The 12,556-nt window shown below is 56.6% G+C and carries 12 protein-coding genes and 2 tRNA genes; 1 reads left to right on the forward strand and 13 read right to left on the reverse strand.

Going from position 1 to position 12,556, the window contains the following annotated elements; all coding sequences use genetic code 11:
* Positions 1 to 126: 126 nt before the first annotated feature.
* The 11 genes from infB to rlmE form a co-directional block, all read right to left on the reverse strand.
* A complete protein-coding gene (gene infB, locus BLL42_RS09715) occupies positions 127 to 2,628 on the reverse strand; it encodes a translation initiation factor IF-2 (RefSeq protein ID WP_071551866.1) in 2,502 nt (833 codons plus the stop codon).
* 26 nt (positions 2,629 to 2,654) lie between these two features.
* Positions 2,655 to 4,136, reverse strand: a complete 1,482-nt coding sequence (gene nusA, locus BLL42_RS09720; protein WP_071551867.1) for a transcription termination factor NusA — start codon at positions 4,134 to 4,136, stop codon at positions 2,655 to 2,657.
* A 47-nt stretch (positions 4,137 to 4,183) separates the two neighbouring features.
* Positions 4,184 to 4,642, reverse strand: coding sequence for a ribosome maturation factor RimP (rimP, locus tag BLL42_RS09725; RefSeq protein ID WP_047539309.1), 459 nt, complete (start codon positions 4,640 to 4,642; stop codon positions 4,184 to 4,186).
* A gap of 139 nt (positions 4,643 to 4,781) precedes the next feature.
* Positions 4,782 to 4,858 (reverse strand) — tRNA-Met (locus tag BLL42_RS09730).
* Positions 4,859 to 4,954: 96 nt separating this feature from the next.
* Positions 4,955 to 5,040, reverse strand: a tRNA-Leu gene (locus tag BLL42_RS09735).
* A 22-nt stretch (positions 5,041 to 5,062) separates the two neighbouring features.
* A complete protein-coding gene (secG, locus tag BLL42_RS09740) occupies positions 5,063 to 5,446 on the reverse strand; it encodes a preprotein translocase subunit SecG (protein WP_054594060.1) in 384 nt (127 codons plus the stop codon).
* Between the two features lie 4 nt (positions 5,447 to 5,450).
* Positions 5,451 to 6,206: a triose-phosphate isomerase gene (gene tpiA / locus BLL42_RS09745; protein ID WP_071551868.1), complete on the reverse strand. Its 756-nt coding sequence runs from the start codon at positions 6,204 to 6,206 to the stop codon at positions 5,451 to 5,453.
* 66 nt (positions 6,207 to 6,272) lie between these two features.
* Positions 6,273 to 7,610: a phosphoglucosamine mutase gene (gene glmM / locus BLL42_RS09750; protein ID WP_071551869.1), complete on the reverse strand. Its 1,338-nt coding sequence runs from the start codon at positions 7,608 to 7,610 to the stop codon at positions 6,273 to 6,275.
* 16 nt (positions 7,611 to 7,626) lie between these two features.
* Entirely contained in the window at positions 7,627 to 8,478 is an 852-nt protein-coding gene (gene folP / locus BLL42_RS09755) for a dihydropteroate synthase (RefSeq protein WP_071551870.1), read from the reverse strand.
* Positions 8,479 to 8,486: 8 nt separating this feature from the next.
* Complete coding sequence (gene ftsH, locus BLL42_RS09760; protein WP_054594064.1) at positions 8,487 to 10,388, reverse strand: ATP-dependent zinc metalloprotease FtsH; 1,902 nt, start codon at positions 10,386 to 10,388, stop codon at positions 8,487 to 8,489.
* A gap of 200 nt (positions 10,389 to 10,588) precedes the next feature.
* The gene (gene rlmE / locus BLL42_RS09765) at positions 10,589 to 11,221 is read right to left on the reverse strand and encodes a 23S rRNA (uridine(2552)-2'-O)-methyltransferase RlmE (protein WP_071551871.1); all 633 of its coding nucleotides are present in this window, start codon (positions 11,219 to 11,221) and stop codon (positions 10,589 to 10,591) included.
* Between the two features lie 106 nt (positions 11,222 to 11,327).
* On the opposite strand from rlmE, the gene BLL42_RS09770 reads away from it, so the two are divergent.
* On the forward strand, positions 11,328 to 11,636 hold the full coding sequence (locus tag BLL42_RS09770) for a YhbY family RNA-binding protein (protein WP_071551872.1): 309 nt from the start codon (positions 11,328 to 11,330) through the stop codon (positions 11,634 to 11,636).
* Positions 11,637 to 11,645: 9 nt separating this feature from the next.
* Here the strand turns inward: BLL42_RS09770 and BLL42_RS09775 are convergent, their stop codons facing one another.
* Together BLL42_RS09775 and greA are read right to left on the reverse strand one after the other, a co-directional pair.
* The gene (locus BLL42_RS09775) at positions 11,646 to 12,050 is read right to left on the reverse strand and encodes an MFS transporter (protein ID WP_071551873.1); all 405 of its coding nucleotides are present in this window, start codon (positions 12,048 to 12,050) and stop codon (positions 11,646 to 11,648) included.
* A gap of 28 nt (positions 12,051 to 12,078) precedes the next feature.
* Entirely contained in the window at positions 12,079 to 12,555 is a 477-nt protein-coding gene (gene greA, locus BLL42_RS09780) for a transcription elongation factor GreA (RefSeq protein WP_071555727.1), read from the reverse strand.
* Position 12,556: the final 1 nt, after the last annotated feature.

The raw sequence follows: 12,556 nt of genomic DNA on the forward strand, positions 1-12,556 counted from the left end.
CCGTGTGGTCTGAAAGCGGCAAACGCCCGGCCTGACAGAAGCCAGACCGGGCGTTGCGTTTAGAGTCCGGGTGATGCGCCGTGCATTTGCATGCGGCTGCCCATCACGGCTCTTGAAGTGCGCGAGTTAGAGGCTGCGAGCAACCTGAACCTTCTCGAAGACTTCGATCTTGTCACCGACTTTGACGTCGTTGTAGCTCTTCACGCCGATACCGCATTCCATGCCGGCACGTACTTCGGAAGCGTCATCCTTGAAGCGGCGCAGGGACTCCAGCTCGCCTTCGAAGATAACGATGTCTTCACGCAGTACACGGATTGGACGGTTACGGTGCACAACACCTTCGATAACCATGCAACCGGCGATCGCGCCAAACTTCGGCGAACGGAACACGTCGCGGACTTCAGCGATACCCAGGATATTCTCCCGAACGTCGCTGCCAAGCATACCGGTCAGGGCTTTCTTGACGTCTTCGATGATGTCGTAGATCACGTTGTAGTAACGCATATCCAGACCTTCCTGCTCGACGATCTTGCGAGCACCCGCATCGGCACGCACGTTGAAGCCGAACAGTACAGCGTTGGAGGCCAGTGCCAGGTTGGCATCGCTCTCGGTGATACCACCGACACCGCCGCCGACTACACGCACCTGCACTTCGTCGTTACCCAGGCCGTTCAAGGCGCCGTTCAACGCTTCCAACGAACCACGGACGTCAGATTTGAGGACGATGTTAAGCGTCTTCTTCTCTTCCTGGCCCATGTTCTCGAAGATGTTTTCCAGCTTGCCTGCGTGAGCACGAGCCAGTTTGACTTCACGGAACTTGCCTTGACGGAACAGAGCCACTTCACGGGCTTTCTTCTCGTCGGCAACCACGCTCATCTCGTCGCCAGCGTCCGGGGTACCGTCCAGGCCGAGAATCTCGACAGGGATGGAAGGACCGGCTTCCTTGATGGGCTTGCCGTTCTCGTCGAGCATGGCGCGAACGCGGCCATAGTTCGAACCGACCAGCACCATGTCGCCTTGGCGCAGGGTACCGTCCTGAACCAGAACGGTTGCAACCGGGCCACGACCTTTGTCGAGACGCGATTCAACCACGACACCACGACCAGGAGCCGAAGGAGTCGCTTTCAGTTCGAGAACTTCAGCTTGCAGCAGAACAGCTTCGAGCAGCTCGTCTACACCGGTACCGACTTTAGCCGAAACCGATACAAACGGAGTGTCGCCGCCCCACTCTTCCGAGGTCACGCCGTGAACCGACAGTTCGCTACGGATGCGATCAAGATCGGCGCCCGGCTTGTCGATTTTGTTCACTGCAACAACCAGCGGAACACCAGCAGCCTTGGCGTGCTGTACGGCTTCAACGGTTTGCGGCATGACGCCGTCGTCCGCTGCAACCACCAGGATCACGATGTCGGTCGCCTTGGCACCACGAGCACGCATAGCGGTAAACGCTGCGTGACCTGGGGTGTCGAGGAAGGTGACCATGCCGCGTTCGGTTTCAACGTGGTACGCACCGATGTGCTGGGTGATGCCGCCGGCTTCGCCAGCCGCTACTTTGGCACGACGGATATAGTCGAGCAGCGAGGTCTTACCGTGGTCAACGTGGCCCATTACGGTCACGACCGGCGCACGGGAGAAAGCCTCACCTTCAAACTTCAGGGACTCGGCCAGGGAATCTTCCAGGGCGGTGTCGCTGACCAGGGTCACTTTGTGGCCCAGCTCCTCAGCTACCAGTTGAGCAGTTTCCTGATCAAGTACCTGGTTGATGGTCGCTGGAGTACCCAGTTTGAACATGAACTTGATGATTTCAGCAGCCTTGACCGACATCTGCTGAGCGAGATCGCCAACAGTGATGGTCTCGCCGATCTTCACTTCGCGCACGACAGGGCCGGTTGGGCTCTGGAATCCGTGGGCGTTGCGTTTCTTCAGCTTGGCCTTGCCGCGACCACCACGACGGAAGCCATCGCTTTCTTCGTCGGTAGTCCGTGGAGCAACGCGTGGCGCAGGCGCTTTTTCTTTGACCGAAGCGCGATGTGGAGCGTTTTTGCGCTCACCATCACCCGCGCCACGACGACTGCTATCGTCGGCACGTGGTTTGTCCGGACGACGCTGTTCGTCGCGCTTGCGAGTGTCAGCCGCTGGCGCAGCTGCTACAACCGGTGCTTCACGCACTGGCTCGGCAACTGCAGCAGGTGCTGCAGCAGCTTCATTAGCAGCAGGCTGGCGACGCGCTTCTTCTTCGGCGCGACGCTTGGCTTCTTCTTCAGCCTTCTGACGTGCAGCATTTTCTACTGCGCGACGTTCTTCCAGTTCGCGTTTGCGCTCGGCTTCGATTTCTTCCGGGCTGCGCTGTACGAAGACTTTCTTCTTGCGCACTTCAACGCTGATGCTTTTGCTGCCAGCAACACGCAGGGTGCTGGTGGTTTTACGCTGCAACGTGATTTTGCGCGGTTCTTCCACTTTCGCCTTGTGGCTGCTTTTCAAGTGAGTCAGCAAAGATTGCTTCTCACTGTCGGTCACATGTTCCTCGGCGGCGGTGTGCGGCAGACCTGCCTCACGCATCTGCTGCAGCAGGCGCTCTACCGGTGTTTTGACCTCATCGGCCAGTTGTTTCACCGTGACTTGCGTCATGCACTTCTCTCCTCAGGCCGCGCCTATTACTCGAACCAATGGGCTCGGGCGGCCATGATCAACTTGCCGGCACGATCATCGTCAATGCCGTCGATGTCGAGCAGGTCGTCAATAGACTGCTCGGCCAGGTCTTCGCGGGTAATTACGCCGCGCACCGCCAGTTCCATCGCCAAATCCTTGTCCATACCCTCAAGCGAGAGCAGGTCTTCGGCCGGATGGGCGTCTGCCAGCTTTTCCTCAGTAGCGATGGCTTTAGTCAACAAACGATCCTTGGCCCGAGCGCGAAGCTCGTTGACGGTGTCTTCGTCAAAGCCATCGATGTTGAGCATTTCTTCCAACGGTACGTAGGCAATCTCTTCCAGGCTGGTAAAGCCTTCATCAACCAGCACCTGTGCCAGATCTTCGTCGACTTCCAGCTCGTCGATGAAGTTGCGCAGGATGTCGCCGGTTTCTGCTTGCTGCTTAGCCTGGATGTCCGATTCGGTCATCACGTTCAGGGTCCAGCCAGTCAACTGGCTAGCCAGACGCACGTTCTGACCACCACGACCGATGGCCTGAGCCAGATTGTCTGCGCCAACGGCGATGTCCATTGCATGGGCATCTTCGTCAACGATAATTGCCGCAACCTCAGCCGGGGACATGGCGTTGATCACGAACTGCGCCGGGTTGTCGTCCCACAGGACGATATCCACACGCTCACCGCCCAATTCGCCCGACACTGCCTGGACGCGCGAACCGCGCATACCAATGCAAGCGCCTTGCGGGTCGATGCGTTTGTCTTTGGAGCGGACCGCGATCTTGGCGCGCGAGCCCGGGTCACGGGACGCAGCCATTACTTCGATCAGGCCTTCAGCGATTTCCGGCACTTCGATGCGGAACAACTCGATCAGCATTTCCGGCGCAGTACGCGACAGAATCAGCTGCGGGCCGCGGTTCTCGGTGCGGATTTCCTTGAGCAGTGCACGCAAGCGCACACCCACCCGGAAAGTTTCGCGAGAAATGATGTCTTCACGAGCCAGCAGCGCTTCAGCATTGTTACCCAGATCAACAATCACGTTGTCGCGGGTTACTTTCTTCACGGTGCCGGAGATAATTTCTCCCAGACGCTCGCGGTAGGCATCAACGACTTGAGCACGCTCGGCTTCGCGGACTTTCTGCACGATAACTTGCTTGGCAGTCTGCGCAGCGATACGGCCGAACTCGATGGACTCGATTTTTTCTTCAACGACATCACCGACCTTCGCGCCAGGATGCGTTTCCGAAACCTTGCTCGGCCAGGTTTCAACAGCCGGATCATCCAGGTCTGCTTCTTCGACTACCGTCCAGCGACGGAAAGTTTCATAAGCACCGGTGTGGCGATTGATTTCCACACGCAGATCAACTTCGTCTTCAAAACGCTTTTTGGTAGCAGTGGCCAGAGCCAGCTCCAGCGCTTCAAAAATTACGTTTGCCGGTACGCCCTTTTCATTGGATACCGACTCAACAACCAGCAGTACTTCTTTGCTCATCGTACGCCTCGCCTTTCGCAAGCCATTGGATCCGCGGGATCCGCGTCTCAGTCAAAACTGGGAATAATGTTGGCCTTGTCGATCATATCGATCGGCAACAGGAACTCATGGTCTTCAACCTGCACCACGACATCCTGTTCTTCTACACCGCGCAGAAGGCCCTGAAAGTTACGTCGGCCTTCAAAAGGCGAACGCAGCTTGATCTTCACTTGTTCACCGGCAAATTTTGCAAACTGTTCGATGGTGAACAGTGGGCGTTCCATGCCAGGCGAGGAAACTTCAAGGGTGTATTCAACGGAGATCGGATCTTCAACATCCAGCACACCGCTGATCTGACGACTGACGATGGCGCAATCGTCCACCAGTACGCCGCCTTCTTTATCGATATAAACGCGCAACAGTGAGTGGCGACCTTGAGCCGAAAACTCAATACCCCAGCATTCATAGCCAAGGGCCACGACCACCGGGGCCAACAAGGCCTGCAACTGTTCTAGCTTGCTCGACACCTGAACCCCCTCGTGCATGTAAATGCATGCTATGCAAAATAAAAAAATGGGCGAAACGCCCATCCCTGAAACGCCGTTGAACAGCGGCGTTATAAAGTGTCCAGCTAACAAAAAGCCCCTGAAAAGGGGCTCCTGAAACTGGTTGCGGGGGCCGGATTTGAACCGACGACCTTCGGGTTATGAGCCCGACGAGCTACCAGACTGCTCCACCCCGCGACAAAGCTGGGGCGGAAGTATACGACCGATCCCTAACAGGGTCAATGTAACCTTCCACCTACAAGAAAGCCCGCAACAGCGGGCTCTCCTGATAATTGGTACCGAGAAGGGGACTCGAACCCCTACACCCTATGGGCACAACCACCTCAAGGTTGCGTGTCTACCAATTCCACCACCTCGGCAATACTACGTTTGAAACCCTTCTTACTTTTGCTCTTGAGCTGGAGGTACGTCAGTCGCATTGGTTGCCGACTTTTGCTCTTGAAGCACCGGGACATCATCAGAAGCCGGTTTTTGCTTTGGAACTTCCAACACCGCCGGGTTTGGTAAACCTACTTGAGTCAGCTGATGAGCTTTCTCTTTAGCAAAGTAACCTAACCCTAAGCTGGTTATGAAGAAACCTGCGGCAAGTATAGCAGTAAACTTACTAAGAAAGGTAGAGGAACCTTGGCTTCCGAACACAGTATTTGAAGCACCTGCTCCGAAAGACGCGCCAGCATCCGCACCTTTACCCTGCTGCAGCAATACGAGAGCAACTACGCCCAGTGCGCCCAGCAGATGAAAAACGACTACGACTGTTTCCAGCATTTTTTCAGTTTCCCGCGGCGCGACAAATCGCACCGAACTCATCTGCATTCAGGGAAGCTCCACCAATGAGCCCCCCATCGATATCCGGCATGCCGAACAGTTCGACCGCATTGGCCGCCTTCACGCTGCCGCCGTATAGAAGCCGCACACCTTGCGCGACTTCAGAATTTTCTGCCGCCAACTGCGCGCGAATGGCTGCATGCACATCCTGCGCTTGTTGCGGCGAAGCAGTCAGCCCGGTGCCAATGGCCCAGACCGGCTCGTAAGCGATTACTGCTTTTGCAAACGCACCAACACCCAGCTCCTCGATGATGCTGCCCAGCTGACGCCCGACAACCTCAAGAGTTTTTCCGGCTTCACGCTGCTCAAGGGTCTCCCCTATGCACAACACCGGAGTCAAGCCACATGCCTGTGCCGCTGCAAACTTGCGAATCAGCGTCCCGTCACGCTCGCCCATGATCTGGCGACGCTCGGAGTGCCCAACGAGCACCAGGGAACAACCTGCATCCACCAACTGACTCGGTGCAATCTCACCGGTCAATGCACCTTGCACGGACTCCACCGCAGAGTTCTGCGCGCCGACCGAAATCGACTTACCTTCCAAGCCATCAATCACTTGATTGATATACAAGCAAGGCGGGAATACCGCGACTTCAACACCGCTCGGCAAGGCCAGATGACGAAGGCCGTTAATCAGCTCAGCGACGCTGGCGCGGGTACCGTGCATCTTCCAGTTACCAGCTACCATAGGGCGACGCATGCTGTACCTCGTCGGTCAAAGTGGGCGCAGATGTTACCCAACCACATCATTACTGGCAAGCCGAAATCAGGCAGAAACTTCACCAACCAATTTTGCCAGCTCTTCGGCGTAACCACGAACCAGGGTTTCGTCCTCGCCTTCGACCATGACCCGCACCAGCGGCTCTGTGCCAGACTTGCGCAACAACACGCGACCACGCCCTGCCATAGCCTTGGTGACACGCTCGCTGGCCTCTTTGACCGCCGCATGCTCGACCGGATTTGCACCACCACCGAAACGCACATTGATCAAAACCTGAGGGCACTTGCGTAGCGCCTGACGCGATTGCGCGAGACCTTCGCAACGGCGCTTCAGCGACATCAACACCTGCAACGCAGCGATAATCGCATCACCCGTAGTGGTATGACTGAAGCACACGACGTGGCCGGAGTTTTCACCGCCCACCAGCCATTTACGCTCAAGCAGCTCGGCGATCACATAGCGATCACCAACGTTGGCCCGCACAAAAGGAATCCCCAGATCAGCCAGGGCCAACTCCAACCCCAGGTTACTCATCAAGGTTCCAACCACACCACCCTGCAACTTGGCACACTCATGCAGATCGCGCGCAATGATGAATAGCAACTCGTCGCCATCGACGATCGCGCCGGTGTGATCAACCATCAACACCCGATCACCATCACCATCGAAGGCAATCCCCAGGTCGGCGTGCTCAGCCACTACAGCTGCCTGCAATTGCCCCATATGGGTCGAACCGCAATTGTGATTGATGTTCAGGCCATCAGGCTGCGCAGAAAGCACCGTCACCTGCGCGCCCAACTCACGGAAAACACTCGGAGCCACCTTATAGGTGGCACCGTGTGCGCAGTCGATCACAATTTTCAGACCGGCGAAATTGGTACCGGTTGGCACGCTGCTTTTGCAGAACTCGATGTAACGACCAGAGGCGTCGTTGATTCGCGAGACCTTGCCGATCTTGCTCGACTCAACCACTGTCATCGGCATATCGAGCAACTCTTCGATCATCAGCTCAACATCGTCCGGCAGTTTCGTGCCCTGACCGGAGAAGAACTTGATGCCGTTATCGTCATGTGGATTGTGCGAAGCACTGATCACAATCCCGGCTTCCGCATGGAAGGTACGTGTCAAATAGGCGATAGCCGGAGTAGGCATCGGCCCCAACAGCATGACGTCAGCCCCGGCGGAGGTAAGCCCGGCCTCAAGCGCCGATTCGAACATATAACCAGAGATTCGAGTGTCCTTGCCGACCAGAACCTTGCAAGCGCCCTTACTGCGAAAGGCCATGCCCGCGGCCCAACCGAGCTTGAGCATGAACTCAGGGGTAATCGGATACTCGCCGACCCGACCACGAATGCCGTCGGTGCCAAAATACTTCTTAGTCATAAGCGCTCCATCATTCTTATTCGGCTGATTCAACTGCAGTGATCATCCGTACCACATCCACTGTTTCGGCCACGTCATGCACGCGCAAGATTTGCGCACCCTTGACGACAGCCAACGCCGCGAGAGCCAGACCGCCATGCAGCCGCTCTCCCACCGGGCGATTCAATGCCTGCCCGATCATGCTCTTTCGCGAAACCCCAACCAACAGGGGCCGCCCCAAGACATGCAGGGCTTCCATATGCTTGAACAGACTCAAATTGTGCTGCAGATTTTTCGCAAACCCGAAACCCGGATCAAGAATGATCCGTTCAGCGGGAATACCGGCCGCAGCACACGACGCCATACGCTCGGCAAGAAACTCACCGACCTCGCTCGTCACGTCATCATAATGCGGATTATCCTGCATATCTCCCGGCTCACCTAGCATATGCATCAGGCACACCGGCAATCCGGTAGCCGCCGCCGCATCCAGCGCACCCTCTCGACGCAACGAACGCACGTCATTGATCAGACCGGCTCCCAGACGCGCAGTTTCACGCATGACCGCAGGTGTCGAGGTATCGACCGAGATAATCACATCCAGTTCACGATGAATCCGCTCGATGATCGGCGCCACACGCTCGAGCTCCTCGAGCGGCGAGACCGCCCGCGCGCCAGGCCGGGTCGATTCACCGCCTACATCAATGAGAGTCGCACCGGCAACCACCATCGCCTCAGCGTGTCGCAGAGCTGCATCGAGCTGGCTGAAGCGACCACCATCAGAGAAGGAATCGGGAGTGACATTGAGAATGCCCATGACATGCGTATGGGCCAAATCAAGAACCCGGTTGCCGCAAGGCAACCGGGTTGAGGACTGTACAAGAGTCATTTCAAACCTTAGACGTCGGCGGCCGGACCACCGATCGGGGTTTCCGGACGCTCTTCCTGTACAACAGGAGGAGTACCGGTGCCGCCCGACCAGTCACGAGGCTCACGCGGTGTGCGACCAGCCATGATGTCATCAATCTGTTCGGCATCAATGGTTTCGTACTTCATCAGTGCATCAGCCATGGCGTCGAGCTTGTCGCGATTATCCGTCAGGATCTGCTTGGCCGTGCCGTAGCACTGATCAATGATGCTGCGCACTTCAGAGTCGATCAGCTTGGCAGTCTCGCCCGAGAAGCTGGCGTGTTGACCTCCGCCGCCACGACCGAGGAACACTTCACCTTCTTCTTCGGCATACATCAATGGACCCAGTTTTTCCGACAAGCCCCACTTGGTGACCATGTTCCGTGCAATCTGGCTGGCACGCATGATGTCGTTGGAGGCACCGGTGGTGACACCGTCGAAGCCCAGAGTCATCTCTTCAGCAATACGGCCGCCGTACAGCGAACAGATCTGGCTGATCAACGCTCGCTTGGACAGGCTGTAACGGTCTTCTTCGGGCAGGAACATGGTCACACCCAGCGCACGGCCACGCGGAATGATCGAGACCTTGTAGACCGGATCATGCTCAGGCACGACGCGACCAACGATAGCGTGACCGGCTTCGTGATAAGCGGTGTTCTGCTTTTCTTTCTCGGACATGACCATCGATTTGCGCTCGGCGCCCATCATGATCTTGTCTTTGGCCAGTTCGAACTCTTTCATCTCGACAACGCGCTTGCCGGTACGGGCAGCGAACAGCGAAGCCTCGTTCACCAGGTTGGCCAGGTCGGCACCAGAGAAGCCAGGCGTACCACGCGCAATAACCGCTGGAGCAACATCGTCACCCATTGGCACTTTGCGCATGTGAACTTTCAGGATTTGCTCACGACCACGAATGTCCGGCAGCCCCACGACAACCTGACGGTCAAAACGGCCTGGACGCAGCAGCGCAGGGTCAAGTACGTCAGGACGGTTGGTAGCGGCGATGACGATGATGCCGTCATTCATTTCGAAGCCATCCATCTCTACCAGCAACTGGTTGAGAGTCTGTTCGCGCTCGTCGTGACCACCGCCCATGCCAGCACCACGATGACGACCGACAGCGTCGATTTCATCGATGAAGATGATGCAAGGTGCGTGTTTTTTCGCCTGCTCGAACATATCGCGAACACGGCTGGCACCCACACCAACGAACATTTCGACGAAGTCGGAACCGGAGATGGTGAAAAACGGTACTTTGGCTTCACCAGCAATGGCTTTGGCCAACAGGGTTTTACCGGTACCCGGTGGACCCACCATCAGTACGCCGCGAGGAATGCGACCACCCAAGCGCTGGAACTTGCCCGGATCACGCAGGAACTCGACCAGCTCGCCCACTTCTTCCTTGGCTTCGTCGCAACCGGCAACGTCAGCCAGGGTGGTTTTCACCTGATCTTCGGAGAGCAGGCGTGCCTTGCTCTTGCCGAAGCTCATCGGTCCGCCCTTGCCACCGGCACCGCCCTGCATCTGCCGCATGAAGAACATGAAGACGGCGATGATCACCAGGATCGGGAAGCTTGCGACCAGGAGTTGAGTCCAGATGCTTTGCTGTTCAGGCTGCTTGCCTTCAACGACTACGTGGTTATCCACCAGGTCGCCAATCAGACCGTTATCCTGAATGGCCGGACGAATGGTCTTGAAGCTGTCGCCATCATTGCGCTTGCCAGTAATGACATAGCCGTCCACGGCTACACGCTCGACCTTGCCATCCTTGACCTGCTGGATGAAGTCGGAATAGTTGAGGGTCTGCGGCTCGTTAGGGCTGGAGAAGTTGTTCATCACCGTCACGAGGACAGCCGCGATGATCAACCACAGGATCAGATTCTTTGCCATATCGTTCAATTAACTACCCTCTGAAGCAAGCTCCGCTACTGGCGCGCGCTTCGCATGATATTCACCGGCCTAACTTACTACATTACCTACGGCTCTGGCAGGCGCCGTCTGTAACCCTTTGTGAAACACTTTCTACACAATATTCGCTAATGCTCACGGGGCGAAATACGAAAAACCTATCACCCCGGTCGAAAAACCTCTTATTCCTCGCTACGACCACGGAAACCACGGCCCAGCAGGTACTGCTCACGAGACCGATCGCGCGACGATTTAGGCTTGCGCGTCATGACCTTTTCGAACTGCTGGCGAACACTCTTGTGGTATTCGTCGAAGCCTTCACCCTGGAAGACCTTGATCAAAAAATCACCACCTGGCTTCAACACCCGAGTCGCAAGATCCAGCGCCAACTCGCACAGGAACATCGATCGCGGCATATCTACAGACGCCAATCCACTCATATTGGGGGCCATATCGGAAATCACAAGGTCCACCTCGTTTTTTCCGACAGCTTCGAGAATCTGCGCCAGCACGGCATCCTCGGTGAAGTCGCCCTGAATAAAGGTCACATCAGGGATGCTGTCCATTTCCAGAATGTCGGAAGCGATCAGCGTACCTTGCCCACCAATCAGACGACTGGTCACTTGGGACCACCCACCCGGGGCGGCGCCCAGGTCGATTACGCTCATGCCCGGACGGATCAAACGGTCTCTTTCCTGGATCTCCAGCAGCTTGTAGCTGGCACGGGAGCGATACCCGTCTTTTTGCGCCATTTTGACGAATGGGTCGTTGAAATGCTCTTGCAGCCATTTAAGACTTGTCTTGGAACGGGCCACGGGCCACCTCAAAAAAATAAACGAGTCGCGATTAACTGGGCGGTCCCGGACTCGCTCGGGTAAACTGGCCGCCGCTTTTTACAAGATCAGACGCAGGGGTCAGATTATGCCGCTCACTCAAGAGCAGAAGAAACAGTACAAATCCATTGGCCACCATCTGAAACCAGTTTTGACTGTGGCTGACAACGGTTTGACTGAAGGTGTTTTAGCCGAACTGGAACGCGCATTGGGCGATCATGAGCTGATCAAGATCAAGCTCAGCATCCTCGATCGCGAATCGCGCCTGGCAGCCATTGCAGAACTGTGCAAGGCCGGCAAAGCGGATCTGGTACAAGTCATCGGCAAGATGGCGCTGATTTACCGCAAGAACTTCAGCGCCAACAAGCAACTGTCGAACGTCCATCGCTTCAAGTGATCATACGGGTCAAGGGTGTGCTTCGCGCACCCTGCCACCCCATCCCGGCACCGGTTGCGATACCAGCAGCAGCCCGGAAAAACCCAGCACAAGATAGCTGAACAGCAACCAGTGCTGCGCCTGCGGCCAGCCGATTCGTACGACGAAGTACATCGCACTCGCGCATAGCGCCATCAATAGCAGTTGCCCGCGAATATCGCGCCATAGACTGACAAGGCCCTTGGCCTGAACCAGCACCAAAACCTGAAAAGTAACGCACGCCGCTGAAAACCCGACCAGCAGCGCACTCAGCATGCCTGAAATTTCTTCGATCAGCAGCGGCGCCAGGCCAATACGGCCCAGCACCGGCAGCAGACCGATGTGCAACAACCACAGACCGCCAACCCATAACATCTGAGTCAGTTGCCAAAGCATGGCGCCCACACGAAGCAGGCGCTTGCCTTCAGATATGGCGGACTTCGACAATCTCGTACTCGATAACGCCGCTAGGCGTTTTGACCGCCACCACATCACCCTCTTCCTTGGCAATCAAGGCGCGAGCAAGTGGCGAACTGACGGAGATCTTGCCGAGTTTGAAGTCAGCCTCATCCTCGCCCACGATGTGATAAGTGACGCTTTCATCCGTTTCAACGTTGGCGATTTCAACGGTGGTACCGAAAATCACTTTGCCGGTATGAGGAATGCTCGTGACATCGATGATCACCGCATTCTGCATGCGGCCTTCGATGTCGCGGATCCGCGCCTCGACCATACCCTGCTGCTCGCGAGCAGCGTGGTATTCGGCGTTTTCCTTCAAGTCACCCAACTCGCGGGCCGTACCGATGTCCTGGCTGAGCTTCGGACGGACGACCTTGGTCAGGTGAGCATGTTCTTCTTCCAGAGCTTTCGCGCCCTGAACGGTCATTGGGTACTTGGTTATG

It is taken from the genome of Pseudomonas frederiksbergensis (genome assembly GCF_001874645.1).
Lineage (GTDB): Bacteria > Pseudomonadota > Gammaproteobacteria > Pseudomonadales > Pseudomonadaceae > Aquipseudomonas > Aquipseudomonas frederiksbergensis_B.

Bases quoted from the DNA above. Each gene is read 5' to 3' on its own strand.
- glmM (WP_071551869.1), bottom strand. From the start codon at position 7,610: ATGACTAAGAAGTATTTTGGCACCGACGGCATTCGTGGTCGGGTCGGC.
- secG (WP_054594060.1), bottom strand. From the start codon at position 5,446: ATGCTGGAAACAGTCGTAGTCGTTTTTCATCTGCTGGGCGCACTGGGC.
- ftsH (WP_054594064.1), bottom strand. From the start codon at position 10,388: ATGGCAAAGAATCTGATCCTGTGGTTGATCATCGCGGCTGTCCTCGTG.
- tpiA (WP_071551868.1), bottom strand. From the start codon at position 6,206: ATGCGTCGCCCTATGGTAGCTGGTAACTGGAAGATGCACGGTACCCGC.
- infB (WP_071551866.1), bottom strand. From the start codon at position 2,628: ATGACGCAAGTCACGGTGAAACAACTGGCCGATGAGGTCAAAACACCG.
- BLL42_RS09770 (WP_071551872.1), top strand. From the start codon at position 11,328: ATGCCGCTCACTCAAGAGCAGAAGAAACAGTACAAATCCATTGGCCAC.
- nusA (WP_071551867.1), bottom strand. From the start codon at position 4,136: ATGAGCAAAGAAGTACTGCTGGTTGTTGAGTCGGTATCCAATGAAAAG.
- BLL42_RS09775 (WP_071551873.1), bottom strand. From the start codon at position 12,050: ATGCTTTGGCAACTGACTCAGATGTTATGGGTTGGCGGTCTGTGGTTG.
- folP (WP_071551870.1), bottom strand. From the start codon at position 8,478: ATGACTCTTGTACAGTCCTCAACCCGGTTGCCTTGCGGCAACCGGGTT.